Below are 23315 nucleotides of genomic sequence, written 5' to 3'. Positions count from 1 at the left end.
GCCGGGTCAGACGCCGGCGACCGGATCGCCCTTCTGCCGCGCCTGGCCGTCCTGCGCCGGCCATTTGGCAAGCGCGCTCCCGGAGAGGCAGAGCAGCAGCGACAGTGCGGCGGACGGCAGGAGCGCGATAGCCAGATACCTCTCCGGCAGCGGCTCCGGCAGGTCCTGTCCGACGACCCAGATGCCCGCCATCGGCCCGAAGGCGAAGAAGAACGCACCGACCAGAGCGATCAGGATGTGCAGGGCATGCGCGGAGTCGGTCGGCCGACGCAGCCAGCCGGGCGTGAAACGTGCAAGCAGGAGGGCGAGGCTGGCGAGCACGCAGACCGCGTCGAAGGCGATGACGAGGCCGACCGGACGGTCGGCCGCATATCCGCGCGGGATCGTCGAGAGCACGCCGAGCGCCATCAGCAGCCCGACTCCGCCTAGAAGCCTCAAAGCGAAACTGTGAAATCGTTCGATGATCAACCGCATGCAGGCACGTCCCGGTGAACGCCGTCACGCAAAGACTCCCACAGAAATGCGGCGGGAGCTTGGCGGGCGACAGGTTCGACGAAGCCGACTTGCCGGCGTTGCCCGCAGATCCCATATTCTTCCCATGCTGAAGCTCACGCCGATCCTCCTGATGCTGCTCTACGGGCTGGCGATGTATCGCTTCTCGGCCTGGAAGACGGCGCGCGAGCTCGACGCGCGCTCCACCGAGCTTGCCGACGCACGTCTGCGGCGGCTGACCGACCGCATGGCGACCGCGCTCGGGGTCGACCGGATCCGGGTGCATATCTACGAGGTTGCGCCGATCAACGGCCTCGCCGCGCCGGACGGACGGATCTTCATCACCCGCGGCTTCTATGACCGCTACCGCTCCGGTGAGGTCTCGGGCGAGGAGATCGCCAGCGTCATCGCGCATGAGCTGGGCCATGTCGCGCTCGGCCATTCGCGGCGACGGATGATCGATTTCTCCGGCCAGAACGCGATGCGCCTGGCGCTGGCCGGCGTTCTCAACCGTTTCCTGCCGGGCCTCGGCGCCTGGATCGCGATGATGCTGACCTCGCTGCTCGCCGCCCGGCTCAGCCGGCAAGACGAGTTCGAGGCCGACGCCTATGCCTCGGCGCTCCTGGTGAAATCCGGGATCGGCACGGCGGCGCAGAAGAGCCTGTTTGGGAAGCTGGAGCACCTGACCGGCGGCGGGCTCGGAAACGGCACGCCGGCCTGGCTGATGAGCCATCCCGGCAGCGCCGACCGGATCGCCGCGATCGAGGCGCGGGAAGCCAAATGGGGGCTGAACGCGACATAGCCCGCCTGCTGCGCTCTGGCATGGACGGGGCGGCACGGCCGCCGCCAGTCACAAAGCCTTCACCACAAGTTCACAGAACCAACACCGGACTGTTGCCCGGCCGGGGAATCTTCGCGCCGCACCGATCAGATGTGCGCTGACGACATCCCCGGAGACGAGACATGATCCAGAAACTCTTCCTTGGCACCGCCCTGGCGAGCGCCCTTGCCGCGCCGGCCTTCGCCGCCGATGCGCCCACCCTGCCCTATGGCGTTCAGGCCGGCGACGTGACCGCCGATTCGGCGATCATCTGGTCGCGCGCCGACCGGCCCGCCCGAATGATCGTCGAGGTTGCCACCAAGCCCGACTTCTCTGATGCCCGCACAATCACCGGCCCCGCCGCACTCGAGCCGCAGGACTTTACCGCCAAGGTCGATGTCACCGGCCTGCCCGCCGGCAGCGATATCCACTATCGCGTCAGGTTCGTTTCGCTCGAAGACCTGAACGCCGTCAGCGAACCGGTCGAGGGCATGCTCCACACCGCGCCGACCGATGCGCAGCCCATCCGCTTCGTCTGGTCGGGCGACACTGCCGGCCAGGGCTGGGGCATCAACAAGGACTGGGGCGGCATGAGAATCTATGCCGAGATGGCCAAGGCCGAGCCGCAGTTCTTCATCCATAACGGCGACACGATCTATGCCGACGGCCCGATCAAACCCGAGGTCGACCTGGCGGACGGCACGGTCTGGACCAACGTCGTGATCCCCGAGGTCGAAAAGGTCGCCGAGACGCTCGACGAGTTCCGCGGCCGCTACAAATACAACCTGATGGACGAAAACATCCGCGCCTTCAACGCCAGGGTGCCGATCTATGTCCAGTGGGACGACCACGAGACGCTCAACAACTGGTATCCGCAGGAGACGCTGAACGCCGACGACCGCTATGCCGAGAAGTCGGTCGCGATGCTGTCGGCGCGCTCCAAGGAAGCTTTCGCGGAATACATGCCGATCCGCTACGACCAGAGCGCCGAGCGGATCTTCCGCAAGTTCGAATACGGGCCGCTGATGGACCTCATCATGCTCGACATGCGCACCTATCGCGGCCCGAACACGGCCAACGACCAGACAGAACAGGGCCCCGAGACGGTGTTCCTCGGCGCCGAACAGATCGATTGGCTGGAGCAGAGCCTGCGAGATTCCACGGCGACCTGGAAGGTGATCGCCTCCGACATGCCGATCGGCCTCGTGGTGCGCGACGGCGATGCCGCCTTCGAGAACATGGCCAATGGCGACGGCCCGGCGCTCGGCCGCGAGCTTGAATTCGCCGAGGTGCTGAAATTCGTCAAGGCGAACGACATCGAGAACGTCGTCTTCCTGACCGCCGACGTCCACTATGCCGCGGCGCATTACTATGATCCGGAGAAGGCGCAGTTTACCGAGTTCAAGCCGTTCTGGGAGTTCGTCGCCGGTCCGCTCAATGCCGGCACTTTCGGGCCGAACGATCTCGACAACACTTTCGGGCCGCAGCTCGAATTCGTGAAGGCGCCGGAGGGCGGCAAGGCCAACCTGCCGCCGTCGGACGGGCTGCAGTTCTTCGGCCAGGTCGATATCGACCCGGACACCGCCGTCATGACCGTGGCGCTGAAAGACCTTGCCGGCGAGACGCTCTACGAGAAGGCGCTGGAGCCGGCGAAGTAAGCCCGATGGCGTTCTCGGGAACACCGAAACGTCTGGCCGGGGCGACGCTTGTCGCCTCGGCACTTCTGATGGCGGCGCCGCCTGCGCCGGCCGACGAGGCCGCGGCCCGTGCGGCCATCGAGAAGAACTGCGAACGATGCCATCAGCCCCTGCCCGGCGGCGGCTGGGAGGTGATGACCGAGGCTCCGCACGACCGCGCGGAGATGACCGCCTTGCTGCGCCGTATGGCAGAAGAATATTCAGCCTTTCCGAGCCCGCAGGAGCGACAGGCAATCATCGCCTTCCTCTGCGCGTGGGAATAGGCCCAGACGCGACCCGCGACGGGAACATCCGCCTGCGCGGATCTTGCCTGCGGCGAGGGCATTTTTGAGCACTAGAAAGCCGGGGTCAGCGCGCCAGCGCCTTCGCCAGCCGCGGCAGGCGGGCTTTTTTCAGGAGCCTGCGACGGTCATGCGGCGCGTCGTCCATCCGTTCGGCCTCCGCGAGCACCCTCGCGCCGACCGCTTCCAGCGCGTTGGGATGGTTAAGCCAAAGCCCGTAGAGCAAAGCGTCCGGATCGATCCGGGCGAGTCCTTCCTCGGCCAGCGTCTGGCGCGGGAAATCGCGCGCATTGAGGGTCACGATCGTGTCGGCCGAGCCGGCGATGGCGGCAGCGAGCACGTGGATGTCGTCTTCGTCGGGCAGCCAGAGACGGGCGAGGTCACCCGCGCGCGGGGTCACGGAAGCCTTCGGCCAGCGGGCACGCAGGAGCGCGATCTCGCCCCGCGCCTGCGCCTCGTCCAGCGGGCCGAAGCGGGCGGCAGCGCGGGCCCATTCCTCGAGCAGGCGGTCGGACCAGAGCGGCTCATAGAGCCCCTGCCCCGCCGCCCCGAGCAGCATCTCGCGCATCACCGTCGGGTAGAGCACACAGGCGTCGAGCAGCGCGCGCATCAGGGGGCGAGCCGGAAGACCAGCGCCTTTAGATAGCCGCTCTCGGCGAGTTGAGGCAGCATCGGGTGATCGGGGCCGGCGAAGCCGGTGTGCAGGAGTTGCGCACGCCGTCCGGCGCGGCCGATGCCGCGGGCCGAGGCGTTGCGGAACTTCGCGAGGTCGGCGGCATGCGAGCAGGAGCAGAGCACGAGATAGCCGCCGGGGCCGACCAGCGGCACGGCAAGCCGGGCGACGCGTTCGTAGGCGCGCAGCCCCGCCTCGAGTGCCTGGCGGTTGGGCGCGAAGGCGGGCGGATCGCAGACCACCAGGTCGAAGAGCGCGCCCTCCCCGGCCAGCGACTCCATCTCGGCGAAGGCGTCGCCCTTTCGGGTGGTGAGCCTGTCCGCGGTGCCGGAGGCGACGGCGCCGGCCTCGGCCAGTTCCAGCGCCGCGGCCGAGCCGTCCACGCAGGTGGCCGAGGCGGCCCCGGCGGCCAGCGCCGCGAGGCCGAAACCGCCGACATGGGAAAAGACGTCAAGCACGCGGGCGCCGGATGCGAGCCGCGCGGCGAAGGCATGGTTTGGCCGCTGGTCGTAGAAGAGGCCGGTCTTCTGGCCGCCGATGAGATCGGCCATGTAGGTCGCACCGTTCATCGGCACCGGGACCGGTCCGTCGAGCGATCCTGCCAGCAGCGTGGTCTCCTCCGGCAGCCCTTCGAGCGCGCGGGCGCGACCGGTGCCGTTCTTGACGATGGTCGTGCATCTAGTCACGTCGGCGAGCGCAGCGGCGATCTCGCCGGTCATTGCATCAGCCCAGGCGGCGTTGGGCTGGAGGACGGCGGCCTCGCCGAAACGGTCGATCACGAGGCCTGGGAGCCCGTCCGCCTCGGCATGTACGAGACGGTAGAACGGCGCATCGAAGAGCCGCTCCCGAAGCGCCAGCGCGCGGGCGAAGCGCGCCGCGAGCCAGTCGCGGTCGATCACCGCCCCGGCGTCACGGTCGAGCATCCGGGCGATAATGCGTGAGGCCGGCGTGACGGCAACCACCCCCATCGGGCGGCGCTCGGCGTCCTCGAGCCGGGCGATCGTGCCGGGCGCGAGCGCCTTGGTCCGGCGGTCTGTCACCAGTTCGTCGGCATAGACCCAGGGAAAGCCATGCCGCAGGGCGCGGGCATCGGCCTTGGGACGGAGGCGGACGATCGGAAGATCGGAAGCAAGCTCATTCATGCGTCCGAGTTAGCCGCTTGCGAGGGCGAGGGAAAGCGGGAAGCGTCGCGCATCCCGAACGACGGATGTGACAAGCCCGCCTCTTTTGTGGCAAGCTCCGGAAACCGGGTGGAATTGACCTGTTAGCGCTAACCTGCTAGCTCCCCGGCAGTCAGGAAGGAGCCCGCCATGAGCCTCAACCCAACCGTTGCCAAGGTTACCGACCGGATCGTCGAGCGCAGCCGGAAGACCCGGGGCGCCTACCTCGACCGGATGCGGGCGGCGGCGGAGGCGGGCCCAGCACGCGCGCATCTGACCTGCGGCAACCAGGCCCATGCCTATGCGGCGATGGGCGAGGACAAGGCGGCGCTCGCCGAGGGCCGCGCGCCCAACATCGGCATCGTCACCGCCTACAACGACATGCTCTCGGCGCATCAGCCCTTCGAGCGCTTCCCGGAATTGATCCGCGACGTGGCGCGGAAGGCCGGTGCGACGGCGCAGGTGGCCGGCGGGGTGCCGGCAATGTGCGACGGGGTCACGCAGGGCCAGGCGGGCATGGAACTCTCGCTCTTCTCGCGCGACGTGATCGCGATGGCCGCCAGCGTGGCGCTGAGCCACAATTGCTTCGATACCTCGCTTTATCTGGGCGTCTGCGACAAGATCGTGCCGGGGCTCGTCATGGCGGCGGCGTGTTTCTCGCATCTCCCGGCGGTTTTCCTGCCTGCCGGCCCGATGCCTTCGGGCATTCCCAATGACGAGAAGGCGAAGGTGCGCCAGCAATTCGCCGCCGGCGAGGTCGACCGCGCGCGGCTGATGGAGGCGGAGATGGCCTCCTATCATGGCGCCGGCACCTGCACCTTCTACGGCACCGCCAATTCCAACCAGATGCTGATGGAATTCATGGGGCTGCACCTGCCCGGCGCGTCCTTCGTCAACCCCAACACGCCGCTGCGCGACGCGCTGACGGCGGCGGGCGTGCGGCGTGCGCTGGAGATCACCGCTCTGGGCAACGAATACACCCCGGCGGGCGAGGTTCTGGACGAACGCGCCTTCGTCAACGGCATGGTCGGGCTGATGGCGACGGGCGGGTCGACCAACCTCGTCCTGCACCTTCCCGCGATGGCCCGGGCGGCCGGAATCGCGCTGGCGCTGGAGGATTTCGCCGAGCTTTCGGATGTCGTGCCGCTGCTGGCCAAGGTCTATCCGAACGGGCTGGCCGACGTGAACCATTTCCATGCCGCAGGCGGCCTTGGCTACATGATCGGCGAGCTCCTGGAAGCGGGGCTGCTGCATCCGGACACGCGCACTGTCGCGGGCGGCGGACTCGAACTCTACACGCGCGAGCCGAAGCTGAAGGGGGGCGACGTCGTCTGGGAGGATGGTGCGCGCGAAAGCCTCAACGAGAAGGTGCTCCGCCCGGCCTCGGATCCGTTCCAGCCGACCGGCGGGCTCCGCCAGCTCCAGGGCTCGCTCGGCCAGGCGGTGATCAAGGTCTCGGCGGTGGCGCCCGAACGGCATGTGATCGAGGCAAAGGCCCGCGTGTTCCACGACCAGGCCTCGGTCAAGGACGCCTTCAAGGCCGGTGAGTTCACCGAGGACACGATCGTCGTCGTCCGCTTCCAGGGGCCGGGCGCAAACGGGATGCCCGAACTGCACGGGCTGACACCGGTCCTCTCGGTGTTGCAGGAGCGCGGGCTGAAGGTCGCACTGGTGACCGACGGACGGATGTCGGGCGCCTCCGGGAAGGTGCCTGCGGCGATCCATGTCAGCCCCGAGGCGGTTGCCGGCGGGATGATCGCGAAGCTGAAAGACGGCGACCTGCTGCGCGTCGACGCCGTGGCCGGCACGCTCGATGTGCTGACCGAGGGCGTCGCCGAACGGGCGCCGGTGATCGCGGATCTGGGCCCGTCGCATTTCGGCATCGGTCGCGAGCTCTTTGCCGCGTTCCGCGGCTCGGTCGGCCCTTCCACCGAGGGCGCCTGCTCGGTGCTCTGAACCTGCGGCAACGCTCTGCCTTGACCGTTGCCCCGACACGCCGCTTTGTGGCGCTGAGAATTTCCGGCCGCGATGCAGGCCGGACAGCGAAAGGATGAGACAATGACCCCGCAGGAAACCTCCGTGAAATCCGCCGAAATCTGCCGGCTCGCGCCCGTGATCCCGGTTCTCGTGATCGAGGATGCGGGCAGCGCGAAGGCGCTGGCGGAGGCGCTGGTGGCCGGTGGGCTTCCGGCCCTCGAGATCACGCTGCGCACGCCCGCCGCGCTCGAGGCGATCCGGGAGATGAGCCGGGTCGCAGGCGGCGTCGTCGGCGCCGGGACGCTCCTCACCCCCGCCGACGTGATCGCCGCCAAGGAGGCCGGCGCACAGTTCGGCGTCTCGCCCGGCGCCACAGACCGGCTGCTCGACGCCTGCGCAGATGCCGACCTGCCGTTGCTGCCCGGCGCGGCGACGGCGACCGAGGCCATGATATTGCTCGAACGCGGCTACACGGTGCAGAAATTCTTCCCCGCCGAGGCGTCCGGCGGCGCGCCCGCGCTCAAGGCCATCGCCGGACCTTTGCCGCAGATCCGCTTCTGCCCCACGGGCGGCGTGTCGCCGGCCAATGTTGCGTCCTATCTGGCGCTCTCCAACACGCTCTGCGTCGGCGGAAGCTGGGTCGCACCGGCGGACAAGGTGAAAGCCGGCGACTGGGAGGGGATCACGGCGCTGGCGCGCGATGCCGCAGCGCTCGAACGCTGACCGACAGGCCGAGTGCCGGGATCACGCGGGCGACCGTGGACCCCCGGCACGATGAAGGCCCCGGCGACGGCTCCCTGACACCGGGTCTCCGGCGGCAAGCCGGGTCGCCGCGAGGATGCCGCGCGGCGACGCGCCTCAGCGCTCGACGAAATCCTTGACCTGGCCCCGGCAGATCCGCCGGAGCTCGCCCGGCGCGATCCCGAAGACATGGCGCTGTGTCCCGGCCGCAGCCCAGACGATGTCGAAATCTTCCAGCCGCGGATCGAAATAGGCCGTGATCTCCTGCTTGTGTCCCACCGGGGACACGCCGCCTATGGCGAAGCCGGTCACGTCGCGAATGCGGGTGCCGGAGGCCGGATGCGTCGCCTCACCGAGAAGCTCGGCGATCCGCTCGGTGGAGACGCGGTTGCCGCCGGCAGTGACGAAGAGGGTGAGCCGCCCGCTCTCCTCTCCCTCCACGACGATGGATTTCGCGATCTGGTCCAGCGCGCAGCCCACCGCGTCGGCCGCCGCCTGCGCCGTCCGCGTGCTCTCCGGCATCTCGCGCAGATCATGCGCCACGCCGGCGGCGTCCAGCGCCGCCTTCACCCGCTTGAGGCTCTTGCTCATGTCGATCCCCTGTATCGTCCCGGAAGTTGTTTCGCGTGGCGCAGGCAATGGCAAGGCCGGGCGGACCGGCCGTTCGGTCCGATGTCGCTCATGACAGCCAACCCTCTGTTCCGCCTCAGCCAGACCAACCCGGATTGACCACCGCGCCGCGTCGGTCCATCACCAAGCCATGTCCTTTGCCGCCGCCATCACCCGCACCCCTATCGCCTTTGACCAAGAGGCCGGCGCCGGTGCGCTTGCCCCATTCGGAGACCTGCCGCCAGAGACGCGCGAGGTGCTCGCCGGTGCGGCGGGCTGCTCGAGCCATCTGCGCGCCTTGATGGAGCGCGAGTCGGACTGGCTCGGCGAGGCGCTCACGTGCGACCCGGCCACGGTCCTGCCCGCCGAGATGGACGCACTGCGCGCGCGGCCCCTTTCGGAGATGAAGTCGGCCCTGCGCCGGAGCAAGGGCCGCGTCGCCCTCTTCGCCGGGCTCGCCGACCTTGCAGGAGTCTGGTCGCTCGAGGAGGTCACCGGCGCGCTCACCGATTTTGCCGATCTCTCTGTCGACCTCGCTATGAAATCGGTCCTGTCGCGCGAGTTCGAGCGCGGCCGGTTTCCCGGCCAGACGCAAGACGACCTGCCTCAGGCCGGAGGCATGGTGGCGCTCGCGATGGGCAAATTGGGCGCGCATGAACTGAACTATTCCTCGGATATCGACCTCATCCTGCTCTTCGACGAGAGCCGATACGCAGGGGCGGATTTCGACGAGGCGCGGGCCGGTTTCGTCAAGGCCACGCGCCGGATGACGGCGCTGCTGAGCGAGAACACCGGCGAGGGCTATGTCTGGCGCACCGACCTGCGGCTGCGCCCGGACCCTTCGGTGACGCCGGTCTGCCTCTCGATGGAGGCCGCCGAACGCTACTACGAGTCGGTGGGCCGGACCTGGGAACGGGCGGCGCATATCAAGGCCCGCCCCTGTGCCGGCGACCTCGCGGCGGGGGCCACCTACCTGGAGCGGCTCCGGCCCTTCATCTGGCGGCGGCATCTCGACTTCGCTGCCATCCAGGACGCCCATGACATGCGGCTCCGGATCAAGGAGCACAAGGGACTGCACGAGACCCGCAGCCTCGAGGGGCGCGACCTGAAGCTCGGCCCCGGCGGAATCCGCGAGATCGAGTTCTTTACCCAGACCCGCCAGATCATCGCCGGCGGGCGCGATGCGAGCCTGCGCCTGCGCGGCACGGTCCCGGCTCTGGCGCGTCTGGCCGAGACGGGCTGGATCCCGAGCGAACTCGCGCGGCGCTTCACCGGGCATTACCGTTTCCTGCGCGAGATCGAGCACAGGGTCCAGATGGTGGCAGACGCGCGCACCCATCACTTGCCCAACTCGCCGGACGGGTTCGACCGGATCGCACGGATGTGCGGCGAACCCGACACCGACGCCTTCAGGGACAGCATCGCCGAACGGCTGCGCGACGTGCGCGAGACCGCAGAAGGGTTCTTCGCGCCCGGCCTCCGGGGCGCGCAGACCGGCGCCGCGGTCGCCGAGCCGGAGGTGGTCGCGCGCTGGCGGCATTACCCGGCCCTGCGCTCGAGCCGCGCGCAGGAGATCTTCGAGCGTCTCAAGCCCGACCTGCTGGCCCGGCTCGCCGCCGCGCCCCGCCCCGACGAGGCGTTGACCGCCTTCGACGGGTTCCTGTCCGGCCTGCCCGCGGGCGTCCAGCTCTTCTCGATGTTCCAGGCGAACCCGAACCTGCGCGCGCTGATCGTAGACATCGCGTCCACTGCCCCGGCGCTCGCCAGCTATCTCTCGCGCAATTCCTCCGTTCTCGATGCGGTCATCGGCGGCAGCTTTTTCTCGCCCTGGCCGGGCAAGGTGACGCTGACGCTGGACCTCGCGCGGCAGTTCGAAGAAAGCGCGGATTACGAGGAGCAGCTCGACATCGCGCGAAGCTGGCTCAAGGAATGGCATTTCCGGGTCGGCGTGCACCTTCTTCGCGGCATCACCGACGCGGCCGAGGCCGGCCGGCAATATGCCGATCTCGCCGAGGCCGTCCTCGCGGCATTGCTGCCCGTCGTATCGGCGCAGTTCGCCCGCCGCCACGGGCCGCCGCCGGGCCGCGGCGGGGTGGCCGTGGCGATGGGATCGCTCGGCGCGGGCTGGATCAATTCGCGCTCCGATCTCGATCTCATCGTGATCTACGATTCCGGCGACGCCGAGGCCTCCGACGGCCCCCGCCCCCTGCCGGTGGCCACCTATTTCGCGCGGCTGACAAAGGCGATGCTGACTGCGCTCACCGCCCCGACCGCCGAGGGGCGGCTCTACGAGGTCGACATGCGGCTGCGCCCCTCGGGCAAGCAGGGGCCGGTGGCGACCTCGCTCTCCGCCTTCGAGAACTACCAAAGGACAGAGGCCTGGACCTGGGAGCACCTCGCGCTGACCCGCGCCCGGCCCGTGGCGGGCAGCCTGAGCCTGCGCGAGGAGGTCGAGGCGGTGCGGCTGGCGGTTCTCGAGCAGGACCGCGATGCCGGCAAGGTGCTCGAGGATGTTCGCGACATGCGCCGACGGCTGGCAGAGGCCAAGGGCCGGCAGGGCGTCCTCGACGTCAAGCGCGGGCCGGGCGGCGTGCAGGATATCGAGCTTATCGCCCAGGCCGGCGCGCTGCTGACCCGCGCACATGCGCGCCGCACCGCGCCGCAACTCGCCGCCGCGGCCCGCGCCGGCTGGCTGAAGCCCGAGGAGTCCGAGCGGCTGACCGCCGCCTACCGCCTCGCGCGGGCCGTGCTCTCTGTCGGACGGCTGCTGGTCGACGGCCCGCTCGACCCCGACACGCTCGGCCAGGGCGCCTGCGAGGTGCTGGCGCGCGAGACCGGATTCACTGATCTCGACGCGCTACTGGACGAGCTCGAACGGCGGCGCGCCGACGCCACCGGGATCATCGACGCCCTGCTGGAGCGCCCTTTCGCCGCCGCGGGGACGACGCCATGACCGGGCCGGAAATTGACCCCAAGGGCCTGATCCGCGAAGCCTATCGGATCGAGGGCATTACTGGCGCGGAATGCCGCTCGATCTTCATGGATTGGGCCCTGTCACTGCCGGAGAGTGTTCCAGCAACGGAGGCGCTTACCGCGCTGATCGCCCGGCATGCCGTATCGGCGCCGAACCACCCGATGAGCACGGTTTTGCGCGAGGGGCTTGCCGAGGGCCGCCCCGCCAACCGGCGCGGTGGTTGGCGCGGGCGGCGCGGCGCAGGAAAGACGGCGCGCTGATCGGTCGCCGGGCGGGGCCAAAGGAGGAACCGGATGCCAATGCCATGGACCTACCGTCATGCATCGACGGAATGGCGCGCAATCCTCGACGACCTCAAGGACCAGATGGCGCTTTCCTCCGACAACATGGCCTACACGGCGTTGGACGGCGTGCTCCAGGTCTTCCGCCGGCGCCTCACCGCGCAACAGGGGCTGGATTTCGCGACCGTCCTTCCCGCCATCCCGCGGGCGATCTTTGTCGCCGGCTGGACGCCGGAGGTCCCGCCCCTGCCCTTCGCGGACCGCGCGACACTTGCGCGGGAGGCCAGGCAGGTGCGGAAGGATCACAACCTGACCCCGGACACCGCCATCGAGGCGACCGCATGGACCCTGTGGCGCTATGTGAACCACGCGGATTTCGAGCGCGTTCTCGCCCGCCTGCCGGAGGGTGCCGCAGAGTTCTGGCAGGTGGATGGCGCCGACCCGGAGACGTTGAAGCAGCGGATCTTCTGATCGCGGAGTTGCGATTTCGGCGCGGCGCCTTCCGGCTCCTCTCCTGTTCGGTGCATCAAACGCCAAGTTTCATGGGCCCTGCGCCTCCGGGAGCGCCGTCGGAAGAAAATGTAAAAACTTTTCACATTGCCTCTTGACCCGCTCGGCCAGATGCCCCATTTCATGTGATGTGAAAGGCATTCACATTGTTCGAAACGAGGAGATTCGGAATGACCACCGCAACGACCGTCAGCATCCCGTCCTGGTTCGCCCGGGCCGAGTCCTGGCTCGACGACCGCGGCAAGGGCGCATGGATCGCCGTCATGATCCTGGGATTCATCTTCTTCTGGCCGATCGGCCTCGCCCTTCTCGCCTACATGATCTGGAGCAAGCGCATGTTCAACGGTTCCTGCCGCAGCGCCCGTCGGGCGCATCACCGCCACTACCGCCACGCGATGAAGTCGAGTGGCAATTCCGCCTTCGACGCTTATCGCGAAGAAACCATTCGCCGGCTCGAGGAGGAACAGGAAGCCTTCGAAGCCTTCCTGCAGCGGCTGCGCGACGCCAAGGACAAGGCCGAGTTCGACGCCTTCATGGATGACCGCGCCAAGGCGGCCAAGGCGACCGGCGACGACAACGACTTCGAGGACGCCCAGCCGGCCTGACCCATCCCCCCGGGGGCGCCCCGATACGGGCGCCCTTCCCCAAGTCGGCGCGTGGTCTCAGGATCGCGCGCCGTACCTGCAGGAAGCCCAACGAAAGCCATGACCCTGACTATGACCCCTTCCTATCCCGGACTGCCCGATCCCGACCGCTACGGCGAATTCTACGCCGACATTCCCGTCAAGCGGGCCATGGCCTGGGTGGTGGACGCGCTCATCACCTTCGGGCTGACGCTTCTGATCCTGCCCTTCACAGCCTTCCTGGGGCTCTTCTTCTATCCCGCCCTCTGGCTCGTCGTGAGTTTCACCTACCGCGTGCTCACCATCGCAGCTGGCTCGGCGACGCTCGGCATGCGGCTGATGTCGGTCGAACTCCGGACATGGAAGGGTGAGAAATTCGGCCTTGGCGAGGCGTTCCTGCACACGCTTCTCTATTCCGTCTGCCTGTCCTTCCTCATCCCGCAACTCGTTTCGATGGGCCTGATGCTGACCACCGCCCGCGCGCAGGGCCTGCACGACCTGGCGCTCGGAACGGCGGCAGTCAACCGCAGCCGATAGGCTGTCGACAGGGGTTGGCGACGCATCCAACCCCTGTTACCGTTTCATCAACCATTTCGGTCCACGGAACGAGCATGCGCCACACCCTCCCGCTCGCGCCGCAGTTTTACGTGACTGCGCCCCAGCCCTGCCCTTATCTTGCCGGGCGGATGGAGCGGAAGCTGTTCACCGCGTTGCAGGGCGAACATGCCGAGGTGCTGAACGACACGCTTTCCAAACAAGGCTTCCGGCGGTCGCAGAACGTGCTCTACCGGCCGGCCTGCGCCGATTGCACCGCCTGCCTGTCGGCGCGCATCCGGGTCGCCGATTTCGAACCCAGCCGAAACCAGCGCCGGGTGATGAAGCGCAACGCGGCGCTCCGCCGCGAGGCCACCTCGCCCTGGGCGACCGACGAGCAATATTCGCTCTTCCGCCGCTATCTCGACAGCCGCCATGCCGATGGCGGCATGGCCGACATGGACGTCTTCGAATTCGCTGCAATGATCGAGGAGACGCCTATCCGGTCGCGGATGGTCGAATACCGCGAGCCCGGGCTGGAAGAGATCGACGGCCCCGAGAGCGACCTGGCCGCTGTCTGCCTCACCGATGTGCTCGATGACGGCCTGTCGATGGTCTACAGCTTCTACGAGCCCGCGCTGACCCGGCGCTCGCTCGGCACCCACATCATCCTCGACCATGTCGAGATCGCCCGAAGCGCCAAGCTGCCCTATGTCTATCTCGGCTATTGGGTGCCCGGCAGCCGCAAGATGGGCTACAAGGCCGGTTTCAAGGCGCTGGAGATCCACAAGGGCGGCCACTGGCAGGATATCGGCAACCCCGAGGACCACGATTCCGAAACCCATCCGCTCTCGGTCGACCCCATTGCCGAACAGGTGGCCCGGATCTCCCTGCCCGACACACGGGCGACCGGCGGCCAGTAGGCACCCGAAGCATCACGTCTCCCTTTAAGGGGCTTTGCGGGAGAGGCGCCGCCATGCCGCGCGCTCGAGAGCTGAGTGTCGCCGTCTCAATGATCGGCACCACGGCGACCTGTTGCGGCGCCATCGGTCGATGGGCCGCGACAGGCCGATGCGACCCCATACCGGATGGCGCGTCCGGAGATCGGTGGTAGCATCGGATCGTTTTCAAGGGCATAGCACGGGACTGACGCCATGACGGATTCCGGATCTCGGAGCGACCGCGACGACGCTGCGGCAGAGGATGCGCCGGCAATCGTCGTGATCGGAGCCGGCCTGATCGGCCGCACCCATGCCGAACGGGTCGCGCGCTTGGCCCGCCTCGATTGCATCGTCGATCCAGCGCCGCAATCCGCGGAGATCGCAGCGACGCTCGGCGTTCCATGGTTTGCCGATCTCGATTCCTGCCTGGCGGCACGTCGTCCAGAAGGCGCGATTGTCGCGACGCCGAACCGGCTGCACGCGGTGCAGGGCCTTCAACTTATCGCGGCGGGCATCCCGACACTGATGGAAAAGCCCATCGCCATAACTTCGGCCGAGGGCGCGGCGCTGGTTGACGCTGCCGAGGCGGAAGGGGTGCCACTCCTCGTCGGTCATCACCGGCGGCATAACCCGCTGATCGCCACCACGAAGGCGGCGATCGAGGCCGGAAAGCTGGGCAAGATCGTTTCGGTCAACGGCATGTTCTGGCTCTACAAGCCCGACGACTATTTCGACCAGGCGTGGCGGCGCGCGCCGGGGGCCGGGCCGATCCTGATCAACCTGATCCACGATATCGACCTGATGCGCCATCTCTGCGGCGAGGTGCGGCGGGTCCAGGCGCTCGCCTCGCGGGCGACGCGCGGCTTCGAGGTCGAGGACAGCGCCGCGATCCTGCTGGAATTCGCGAATGGCGCGCTCGGCACGATGAGCGTCTCGGACACGATCTCCGCCCCCTGGAGCTGGGAACTGACTGCTGGCGAGAACCCCGCCTATCCGCACACGCGCGAAGCCTGCTACCGGATCGGCGGCACCGCCGGCGCGCTGTCGCTGCCCGACCTGACGCTCTGGTCGCATCCGGGCCAGCGCAGTTGGTGGGCGCCGATCCGCCACGACACGCTGTCGCAGCCGGAGGGCGACTCGCTGGACCGACAGACGCTGAACCTTGTCGAGGTGATCCGCGGCCGTGCCGCGCCGGTGGTCAGCGGGCGGGACGGGTTGCAGACGCTGCGGGTCGTCGAGGCGATCGCCGTCGCCGCGGCCGAAGGGACGGCGCAGGATGTGCCGGAAGGCTGACCCGGGCGGTCAGCCCGCGTAGCCGAAGACACGCGGCAGCCAGAGCACCAGATCCGGGAACAGGATCAGCGCCAGCAGCGCCAGCAGCAGAACACCGAAAAACGGCCAGATCTCGCGGATCATCTCGCCGAGCGGGATCCGCGTCACCGCGTTGATGACGAAGAGCAAAATGCCGTAGGGCGGCGTGATCAGGCCGATCATGCAGTTGACCACGGCGACAACACCGAAATGCACGAGGTCGATGCCCAGTTCCCGGCAGGTCGGCAGGAAGAGCGGCAGGATGACCAGGATGATCGTGGTGGCATCGAGCACGCAGCCGAGCAGCAGCAGCAACAGGTTGACCGCGAGCAGGAAAACGAGCGGGTGCACGTCGAGCCCGACCAGCGCGTCGGCCATCAGGCCGGGGATGTTCTCGGAGGCGACGATGTAGTTGAGGATCAGCGCACCGCCGATGACGAGACCCACGGCGGCCGAGGAACGGGCGCTTTCGACGAGGATGTCGAAGAGCGCACGGGCCGAGAGGGCGCGGTAGAAGAGCGCTGCCAGCAGAAGCGCATAGAAGGCGGCGACCGCGGCGGCCTCGGTGGGCGTCGTGACGCCACCATAGATGCCATAGAGCAGGATCGCCGGCATGAGCAGCGCCGGGAAGGCCCTGATCGTGAGCCCAGGCAACTCGCGCAGCGGGACGCCCTCCTCGATGGCGAAGCCGCGCCGGTAGGAGATCCAGCTGTTGAGCGCCATCAGCACCGCGCCCATCAGGAGGCCCGGCACGATCCCGGCGAGGAACAGGTAGCCGATCGAGGTGTTGGAGATCAGCGCGTAAAGCACCATCGGGATCGAGGGCGGGATGATCGGGCCGATCGTGGCGGAAGCAGCCGTGATCGCGGCGGAATAGCCGCGGGTGTAGTGGCCGGACTTGGTCATCATCTCGATGATGATCTTGCCGATGCCGGCCGCGTCGGCGACCGCCGAGCCCGACATGCCGGAGAAGATCAGCGAAGCGACGACGTTGACATGGCCGAGCCCACCGCGGAATCGGCCGACAAGGGCAACGCAGAAGCCGAGCAGCCGGTCGCTGATCGTGCCCGCATTCATGATGTTGGCGGCGACAATGAAGAGCGGCACGGCGAGCAGCACGAAGCCAGAATAGAGCCCGTCGAGCAGGACCTTTCCGGCAACGCCGATGCCCTGCCCCGACACGCCGAGATAGACCAGCGCGCCGACAAGGATGGCATAGGCGATCGGAGCACCGATTCCGGCGAGCAGGAACAGCGTTCCAAGGCAGAGGAGCAGTTCCAGGCTCATTCGTCGATCCGCCCGATGACATGGTCGCGCGGCTCCGGGGCGCCATTGCGGTACGCCGCCCAGGCCGCCCAGGCAAAGCGCAGCGCGCCGGCGATCAGGAAGAGGAAATAGACGATGTAGATATGGCGCATCCGGACCCAGTCTCCGAAGAGGCTCGAGAGCGTGGCGGTGCGCTTCAGCCTGAGGATGGCGAACTTGTCCCAGGTCGGTCCGACCGAAGCCAGCAGCGCGACCGCGATGATGAGACCGCCGACGATGACGAACCAGGTACGCATCCGGGGTGAGGCACGGTTGTAGACAATGTCGAAGGTGACGTGGTCGTCGCGGCGCACAACGAAGGCATTGCCCCAGAAGATCAGCCAGAGCCAGAGCGCGAGGCAGAATTCCAGCGTCCAGCCATAGAGGCTCGGCTCAAAGAACGGGAAACGTTCGGGCAGCCAGGCGAGTCGCGCGGAATATCGGACGGTGATCTGGAGCACGAAAGTGAGAAACATGGCCGCCATGAAGAGAGCGGCGACGGCCTCGGCGCCGCGGCGCAGGATATGGAAGAATGCGGCCATTGTCCCGTTTCCTTCAGTCGCCTGCCATCACCTCCGCAGATGCGGGCGGCACGGGGCGGCCCCGACCACCCGGCGGACAGGCGGGCCGGGCCAGCGGTCCGTCGCCCATTCCTTCGGGGGCGGCAATCGGCCGGGCGCCGAAGCGCCCGGCCACGCAAGGCTCAGTTGCCGAGCGCGTTGATCTTCTCGAGCACGCCCTCGGGCCAGGAGGCCGCGTATTCGGAGTCGAGATACTGGGCCTGAACATGCTCGCGGAAGGCGGCAAGGTCGGGCTCGTAGATCTCAAGCCCCTCGCCTTCCAGGAAGGCGACGAGGTCTTCTTCGAGCTGCAGTTGCTTGAGCCGCGCGCTTTCGGCAGCGGCATCGGCGGCAGCCTGCACGGCTTCCTGCTGCTCGGGCGTCAGGCTGTCCCAGACGGCCTTGGAGAAGGCGATGTAGTTGAGGTCGACGAGATGCGAGGTCAGCGCGATCTGGTTCGTCACCTCGTAGAATTTCTGGTCGACCACCGTCGGCAGCGGGTTGTCCTGGCCATCGACCGAACCGGTTTGCAGCGCGGTGTAGACCTCGGTGAAGGCCAGCGGCGTCGGGTTGGCGCCGAGCGCCTTGCCGAGGAACTGCCACGCGTCGGTGCCGGGCATCCTCAGGTTGACCCCGGCGAGATCGGCCGGCGTCATCACCGTCAGCTCGTCCTTGGTCTGGCGCAGGTTCACGTGGCGGCGGCCGAGATACATCACCGACAGAAGCTTCACGCCAAGCTCGTCCTCGGCCATCTTCTTGAACGGATCCATCAGCGGGTCATTGAACACCCGCACCTGGTGGTCGGCGTCCTGATGGACGTAGCCGGTGGCGAAGATGGAGAATTCCGGGAAATACTGGGCCAGTTCCTGCGCCGAGGCGATCGACATTTCCAGGTCGCCGGAGGCGATCGCCTCAAGCTCGGAGTTCTGCTGGATCAGCGAAGCGTTGTAGTGTGGCTCGTAGGTCGCGAAATCGGCGACCGCGGGTCCGAAGACCTCCGCCAGCGCGACCGAACGCTGGTCGGTATCCGACGCCGGGGTCGACATCCGAAGCGTGACCTTGTCCTGCGCGAATGCCGGGGCGGCAAACGCGGCGACCGCGAGAATCGCGACGGCGCGACGGGTCAGGTTGAATCCCATGGGTTTCCTCCACTTGATGGTCGGGCCAGTTCGCCGGCCCGTTTCCCGGGATCGTCCCGGCACCCTCCTGCGCCAGGTCACATCCCGTTTTCATCTTTCACAAGTTTCCGGTTCAGGTCCAGACAGATAGCGTCGCGAGACCGGTGCCGGCCGCGATCAGACTTTGGCTTCGGGCATGCCGGCGGCGAGAAGCGCCTCGCGAGAGGCCGGATCGAGCGGCGAAAGCGGCGGGCGCACCCGCTCCCAGGCCGCGTCGGATCGCGCCATCGCCAGCAGCACCTTGAGCGACGGCATCACCGGCCCGGCGACGATCCTGTCGACCAGGTCCGAGAGCGCCCGGTCCTCCTCGCCGGTGGCGAAGAGACGGGCGAGACGCTCGGGAAGCAGGTTCGCCATTCCGGTGATCGACCCCGCACATCCGAGCGCAACGGCTTTGTGCAGAAGGCGTTCGTCGCCGACAAGAACCGGCAGCGTGCCGCGCTCCAGGAGCTGCTGTGCGTTGTCCCAGTCGCCCGAGCTGTCCTTGATCGCGACGATCCGGTCCGGCGCGGCCTCGAGGAGGCGGTCCATCAGACCGGGCGAGATGCCAATCCCGATCACTTGCGGAATGTTGTAAAGGATCACCCGCGCCGCCGCCGGTGCGCTCCGGAAAAGCTCCAGGTGCCAGTCGAGCAGGCCCGCGTCATCGGCACCGCCGAAATAGAACGGGGGCGGCAAAAGGAAGCGCGCGATCCCGGCCTCCAGTCCAAGCTCGATCTGCGCCACAGCATCGGCCACGGCGGTGGCACAGAGACAGAGCGTGATTCGCGCGGGCGGAATCCCTGCCGTCAGGAGCGCCTCGAGGCCCGCCCCGCGTTCCTGCGCGCCGATCGAAGCGCCCTCGCCGGTGGTGCCGAAGAGTGTCACCCCATCCGCGCCCCGGGAAAGCACGTCGCTCGCGTGGCGTCCGAGCCGCACCGTGTCGATCTCGCCCGAGGGCGTGAACGGCGTCAGAAGCGCTGCCGAGATCCCGAAACCTTCCATCTGCCTGCCCCTTTTCCTTGTCTGGACCAGAACCCGTTTCGGTCTCCCGTACACCATCTCCCGGACCGCCGACACCGATTTCCGTCGATGCCGATCCGTTCCGAAGTCACTTGGAAGTGCCCCGTCCGCGCGGCCCGGCCACTCCGCACTCCCTGCCCCGCGGTCGCGCCGGTGGGGAGCTGTCGCGGCGCCGATACCGGTCGGCAGATGGCAGGGCACCGGCCGACACCAGTTCCGTTCGCCGCACAGACGCGCCATACTGCCGCCACCCGTCCCGAAGCGAGGAGCCGAAGCCGATGGCACGCGTTCTCTGCGCCGGCCTGATCGCCGTCGATTTCATCTTCGATCTCGCGTCTTTCCCCGAGGAAGGCACCAAGGTCCGGGCCGACGGACTGTGCCGCGCGGTCGGTGGCGGCGGCATTCGTTCCGCGGCGGCGGTGGCCGGGCTCGGCGGAGCGGCGGCGCTCGCCGGCGTGGTCGGCGAAGACGACCTCGGCCGCTTCGTCCGTGCGGAACTCCGGCGCCTCGGCATCGACGATGCGCTCGTGACCACGGTGCCGGGCGCGGAGACGCCGACCTCTGCAGTTCTGGTGAGCGCGGGCGGCGAGCGGACCGTCATCAACCACCGCGACGCGCGGCTCTTCTCCGCCCTGCCCGAGATTCCCGATCGGCTCGATGCCGACGCCCTGCTCACCGACACGCGCTGGCCGGAGTGCGCCGCCCGCCTTCTGGACGCCGCGGCGCGGGGCGCCATCCCCGCGGTGATCGACGCAGAAGCGCCGCTGGCCCCGGCCCTCGGCCTGCTCTCCCGTGCGACGCATGTTGCCTTCTCCGAACAGGGGCTCGCGGATTTTGCCGAGGGGTCGGTCGAAGAGGCGCTGCCACGGGCGGCGGCGCTCTCGACCTGGGTCGCGGTCACGCGCGGACCGCGTCCCGTGCTCTGCCACGACGGCGTGGCAATGCGCGCAGTGCCGGGCTTCGAGGCCACGCCGGTCGACACCCTGGGCGCGGGCGATATCTGGCACGGCGCCTTCGCGCTCGGCCTCGCCGGCGGCGCGACCGAACCCGACGCCGTCCGCTATGCGAACGCCGCCGCCGCACTGGCGATATCCCGAAGCGGCCCGGACCGCATGCCCACGGCCGAAGAGGTCGCCGCCTTGCTGGCCGCGGATGGTGGCGCCTGAACCAGCGAAGCGCCGGGTGGCCGGCCTTCCCCGTGCTGCGCCGGCCGGCTACGAAGGACCGCCTACGTCGGAGTGCATCCTGCGGCGCGGCGCACTTCGGTCCGAAAAGCGTCATTCACCGGCATTAACACCGCCTTAGGCCCTGCGGCCTAAAAAAGGGGCGAATCCACAGCCATGACAGGCCTGACATGCAGCTCCCCGCGCGTCTTCACAAGCTCTCCACCCGATTTTACATGATCGTTCTCGTCGCGACCGTCCTTATGGCGATCCTGTCAGAGACGCTTCTCTCCCTCGCCGTCGATAACGCCTACGAGATGCGGGACCTGCATCTCAGCGACGTCACGGAATCCGCCGTCAGCATTCTCGATACCCTGGAATCCCAGGTTCAGGACGGCACGCTCACGCGCGAGGAGGCAATGCAGGAAGGAGCATGGCACCTCAACCAGCTTCGCTATGGCACATCTGGATATTTCTTCGCCTACGACGGTAACGGTATCGCGAGAGCGCACGGGTCGAAGCCAGAGGTCATCGGGACGGACCAGTCCGGCATGACTGACGTCCATGGCACCGAAATCGTTCGCGGATTGCTCGACATCGCCATGTCGCAAGGCAAGGGCTCGATGGTCTACTATTACACCAAGCCCGGGTCGGACGTCCCGCTGGCCAAGATCGGATTTGTCGTCTCCTTCGCACCCTGGAACTGGATGGTCGGGACCGGCTCCTATATCGAGTATATCGAGGCCGACCTGGCGCATCTGCGGAGGATCAGCCTTGCGGTCCTCGTGGTCAGCCTCGCCATCATGGTGGTTGCCTCGACTTTCGTGGTCCGGAGCGTCACGGTTCCCCTGAACCAGTTGATCCGACGGATGCTCGACATGCGCGAGGGCGACCATGTCTCCAAAGTGCCGCAAATCGATGCACGCGGTGAGATCGGCGAGATGGCGCGCTCCATCGAGATCTTCCGGACCGGGCTGGTCGAACGCGAGGCGCTTGAAGCCGAACAGGCCCAGAAGGATGCCGAGCTCGCCCGGCAACGGGAGGAAGCCCTCAAGCACAAGCTCGAGGCCGAGGAACAACAGGCGAAGGATGCCGAGGAACGGCGCCAGCTCGAGAAGCGCCAGCAGGCAGAGAAGGAAGAGCAGCGCCTCCGCGACGAAGCCGTGCGCGAGCGCGCCCGGAAGGAACAGGAGGAGGTGGTCACGGCGCTGTCGGACTCGCTTGGCGCAATCTCCCGTGGCGACCTCGAGACGCGAATCCTGCAGTCCTTCCCGGCCGAATACGAGAAGGTCCGGATGGACTTCAACGCCGCCGTCGAAAAGATCGAGGGCCTCGTCTCCAGCATCATCGAAGGTACTGTCACGATCCGCGGCGAGACCGAGACGCTCAGCAATGCCGCCATCGAGATGAGCCGCCGGACCGAGTCTCAGGCGGCCTCGCTGGAGGAAACCGCCGCGGCGATCACCGAGATCTCCTCCTCAGTGGAGAATTCCTCGACCGATGCCCGCAGCGCAGCGCGCAAGATGGGTGAGGCCCAGGAGCGTTCGGAGGCTGGCAGGCAGGTCGTCGAGAACACGATCGCCGCCATGGCCGAAATCTCCGAAAGCTCCGGCAAGATCTCGCGAATCACCAGCGTGATTGACGACATCGCCTTCCAGACCAACCTGCTGGCCCTTAACGCCGGTGTCGAGGCGGCCCGTGCGGGCGAAGCCGGTCGCGGATTCTCGGTCGTCGCATCGGAGGTTCGCGCCCTCGCGCAGCGTTCGTCCGAAGCGGCCCGCGAGATTGCCGAACTGATCTCGACCTCCGGCCAGCAGGTCGAACAGGGCGTTGCGCTGGTCAACGATTCCGGCCGGTCGCTGGAAGAGATCGGCAAGCTCGTTTCCTCGCTGGAAAATCTGGTGACGGCGATCGCCGATTCCTCGGGGCAGCAGTCCACCGGACTGGCAGAGATCACTGCGGCGATGAACCGGCTCGATCAGGTAACGCAGCAGAACGCCGCCATGTTCGAGGAGACCACCGCGTCGGTCAGTGCCCTCGTGGGCCAGGCCGAAGTTCTGGAACGGAACACCGGCGCTTTCCGGGTCTCGACGGGATCCGGACGCCGGGACGAACCGGAACGCCTGTCTGCCTGACGGCCTCGGTCCGCGGCAAGGCCGGCGACCGCCTTGCCGACGGACTGACCGTGGGAACCTGCTGAGCCGAACCTGTTGTGTTCAGCAAACCGTCATTGGTCCGGCTTGGCGCCAGACCCGAAGCCCCAAGGTCCGTCATCCGACCCAATTTTCGCCGATCCGCCGCCCTCGGGCAATTCGCCGCCGCACTGTTCCACTGCGCCGCCGCACCCATCTTTGCCCTTGTTTTCAGGTATGATTCAAAGGCTCTCGCCGACTTCGGAAGTCTTACGGCGTTTCGCAGGAACAGATGGCAGCACGATCAGATGCAGACCCGCATGCGACCGTGCGGATACAGACCACAACGAT

The 23315-nt window shown here is 67.7% G+C and carries 22 protein-coding genes; 14 read left to right on the top strand and 8 right to left on the bottom strand.

The window, feature by feature from the left end; translation table 11 throughout:
• Positions 1 to 6: 6 nt before the first annotated feature.
• Positions 7 to 474, bottom strand: a complete 468-nt coding sequence (locus EU800_RS09935; RefSeq protein ID WP_129631242.1) for a hypothetical protein — start codon at positions 472 to 474, stop codon at positions 7 to 9.
• Between the two features lie 124 nt (positions 475 to 598).
• Between EU800_RS09935 and EU800_RS09930 the strand changes: the two genes are divergently transcribed.
• The 3 genes from EU800_RS09930 to EU800_RS09920 all read left to right on the top strand — a co-directional run bounded on the left by EU800_RS09930 (position 599) and on the right by EU800_RS09920 (position 3272).
• Entirely contained in the window at positions 599 to 1294 is a 696-nt protein-coding gene (locus tag EU800_RS09930; RefSeq protein ID WP_129631239.1) for a M48 family metallopeptidase, read from the top strand.
• A gap of 161 nt (positions 1295 to 1455) precedes the next feature.
• Entirely contained in the window at positions 1456 to 2970 is a 1515-nt protein-coding gene (locus EU800_RS09925; RefSeq protein ID WP_129631236.1) for an alkaline phosphatase, read from the top strand.
• Between the two features lie 5 nt (positions 2971 to 2975).
• The gene (locus tag EU800_RS09920) at positions 2976 to 3272 is read left to right on the top strand and encodes a hypothetical protein (RefSeq protein WP_129631233.1); all 297 of its coding nucleotides are present in this window, start codon (positions 2976 to 2978) and stop codon (positions 3270 to 3272) included.
• Positions 3273 to 3357: 85 nt separating this feature from the next.
• On the opposite strand, the gene EU800_RS09915 is transcribed toward EU800_RS09920, so the two are convergent.
• Both EU800_RS09915 and EU800_RS09910 read right to left on the bottom strand, forming a co-directional pair.
• Positions 3358 to 3900: an RSP_2648 family PIN domain-containing protein gene (locus EU800_RS09915; RefSeq protein WP_129631230.1), complete on the bottom strand. Its 543-nt coding sequence runs from the start codon at positions 3898 to 3900 to the stop codon at positions 3358 to 3360.
• Positions 3900 to 5105 carry an RSP_2647 family RNA methyltransferase gene (locus EU800_RS09910; RefSeq protein ID WP_129631227.1) on the bottom strand — a complete coding sequence of 402 codons (1206 nt, stop codon included), beginning with the start codon at positions 5103 to 5105 and terminating at the stop codon, positions 3900 to 3902. Before EU800_RS09910 ends, EU800_RS09915 begins: the two co-directional genes overlap by 1 nt.
• Before the next feature lie 168 nt (positions 5106 to 5273).
• On the opposite strand from EU800_RS09910, the gene edd reads away from it, so the two are divergent.
• Entirely contained in the window at positions 5274 to 7079 is a 1806-nt protein-coding gene (gene edd / locus EU800_RS09905) for a phosphogluconate dehydratase (protein ID WP_129631224.1), read from the top strand.
• Between the two features lie 102 nt (positions 7080 to 7181).
• A complete protein-coding gene (locus EU800_RS09900) occupies positions 7182 to 7823 on the top strand; it encodes a bifunctional 4-hydroxy-2-oxoglutarate aldolase/2-dehydro-3-deoxy-phosphogluconate aldolase (protein ID WP_129631221.1) in 642 nt (213 codons plus the stop codon).
• Positions 7824 to 7958: 135 nt separating this feature from the next.
• On the opposite strand, the gene EU800_RS09895 is transcribed toward EU800_RS09900, so the two are convergent.
• On the bottom strand, positions 7959 to 8432 hold the full coding sequence (locus EU800_RS09895) for a YbaK/EbsC family protein (protein WP_129631218.1): 474 nt from the start codon (positions 8430 to 8432) through the stop codon (positions 7959 to 7961).
• 169 nt (positions 8433 to 8601) lie between these two features.
• Between EU800_RS09895 and EU800_RS09890 the strand changes: the two genes are divergently transcribed.
• The 7 genes from EU800_RS09890 (at position 8602) to EU800_RS09860 (ending at position 15606) form a co-directional block, all read left to right on the top strand.
• Positions 8602 to 11403: a glutamine-synthetase adenylyltransferase gene (locus EU800_RS09890; protein ID WP_129631215.1), complete on the top strand. Its 2802-nt coding sequence runs from the start codon at positions 8602 to 8604 to the stop codon at positions 11401 to 11403.
• Positions 11400 to 11684 (top strand): hypothetical protein, encoded by a 285-nt coding sequence (locus tag EU800_RS09885; RefSeq protein WP_129631212.1) that lies wholly within the window; start codon positions 11400 to 11402, stop codon positions 11682 to 11684. The genes EU800_RS09890 and EU800_RS09885 overlap by 4 nt, the downstream gene beginning before the upstream one ends.
• A 33-nt stretch (positions 11685 to 11717) precedes the next feature.
• Positions 11718 to 12176, top strand: a complete 459-nt coding sequence (locus EU800_RS09880) for a DUF2267 domain-containing protein (RefSeq protein WP_129631209.1) — start codon at positions 11718 to 11720, stop codon at positions 12174 to 12176.
• Between the two features lie 209 nt (positions 12177 to 12385).
• On the top strand, positions 12386 to 12820 hold the full coding sequence (locus tag EU800_RS09875) for a DUF2852 domain-containing protein (RefSeq protein ID WP_129631206.1): 435 nt from the start codon (positions 12386 to 12388) through the stop codon (positions 12818 to 12820).
• Between the two features lie 99 nt (positions 12821 to 12919).
• On the top strand, positions 12920 to 13375 hold the full coding sequence (locus EU800_RS09870) for an RDD family protein (protein WP_242500458.1): 456 nt from the start codon (positions 12920 to 12922) through the stop codon (positions 13373 to 13375).
• Positions 13376 to 13449: 74 nt separating this feature from the next.
• Entirely contained in the window at positions 13450 to 14295 is an 846-nt protein-coding gene (locus tag EU800_RS09865; protein ID WP_129631203.1) for an arginyltransferase, read from the top strand.
• 231 nt (positions 14296 to 14526) lie between these two features.
• Complete coding sequence (locus EU800_RS09860; RefSeq protein WP_129631200.1) at positions 14527 to 15606, top strand: Gfo/Idh/MocA family protein; 1080 nt, start codon at positions 14527 to 14529, stop codon at positions 15604 to 15606.
• A gap of 9 nt (positions 15607 to 15615) precedes the next feature.
• On the opposite strand, the gene EU800_RS09855 is transcribed toward EU800_RS09860, so the two are convergent.
• The 4 genes from EU800_RS09855 to EU800_RS09840 form a co-directional block, all read right to left on the bottom strand.
• Positions 15616 to 16911 carry a TRAP transporter large permease gene (locus EU800_RS09855; protein ID WP_129631197.1) on the bottom strand — a complete coding sequence of 432 codons (1296 nt, stop codon included), beginning with the start codon at positions 16909 to 16911 and terminating at the stop codon, positions 15616 to 15618.
• A complete protein-coding gene (locus EU800_RS09850; protein ID WP_129631194.1) occupies positions 16908 to 17471 on the bottom strand; it encodes a TRAP transporter small permease in 564 nt (187 codons plus the stop codon). The genes EU800_RS09855 and EU800_RS09850 overlap by 4 nt, the downstream gene beginning before the upstream one ends.
• 161 nt (positions 17472 to 17632) lie before the next feature.
• The gene (gene dctP, locus EU800_RS09845; RefSeq protein ID WP_129631191.1) at positions 17633 to 18628 is read right to left on the bottom strand and encodes a TRAP transporter substrate-binding protein DctP; all 996 of its coding nucleotides are present in this window, start codon (positions 18626 to 18628) and stop codon (positions 17633 to 17635) included.
• A gap of 156 nt (positions 18629 to 18784) precedes the next feature.
• Positions 18785 to 19651: a dihydrodipicolinate synthase family protein gene (locus EU800_RS09840; RefSeq protein WP_165354612.1), complete on the bottom strand. Its 867-nt coding sequence runs from the start codon at positions 19649 to 19651 to the stop codon at positions 18785 to 18787.
• 296 nt (positions 19652 to 19947) lie between these two features.
• On the opposite strand from EU800_RS09840, the gene EU800_RS09835 reads away from it, so the two are divergent.
• Both EU800_RS09835 and EU800_RS09830 read left to right on the top strand, forming a co-directional pair.
• Positions 19948 to 20835 carry a PfkB family carbohydrate kinase gene (locus EU800_RS09835; protein ID WP_129631185.1) on the top strand — a complete coding sequence of 296 codons (888 nt, stop codon included), beginning with the start codon at positions 19948 to 19950 and terminating at the stop codon, positions 20833 to 20835.
• Between the two features lie 188 nt (positions 20836 to 21023).
• Positions 21024 to 22967: a methyl-accepting chemotaxis protein gene (locus EU800_RS09830; RefSeq protein WP_129631182.1), complete on the top strand. Its 1944-nt coding sequence runs from the start codon at positions 21024 to 21026 to the stop codon at positions 22965 to 22967.
• The last annotated feature ends 348 nt before the right edge of the window (positions 22968 to 23315 follow it).

The sequence above is a fragment of the Tropicimonas sp. IMCC6043 genome (assembly GCF_004146235.1).
In the GTDB taxonomy this organism is placed as follows: domain Bacteria; phylum Pseudomonadota; class Alphaproteobacteria; order Rhodobacterales; family Rhodobacteraceae; genus Tropicimonas.
Note: the sequence above shows the minus strand (reverse complement) of the source record. Positions and strands in the feature narration are given on the sequence as shown.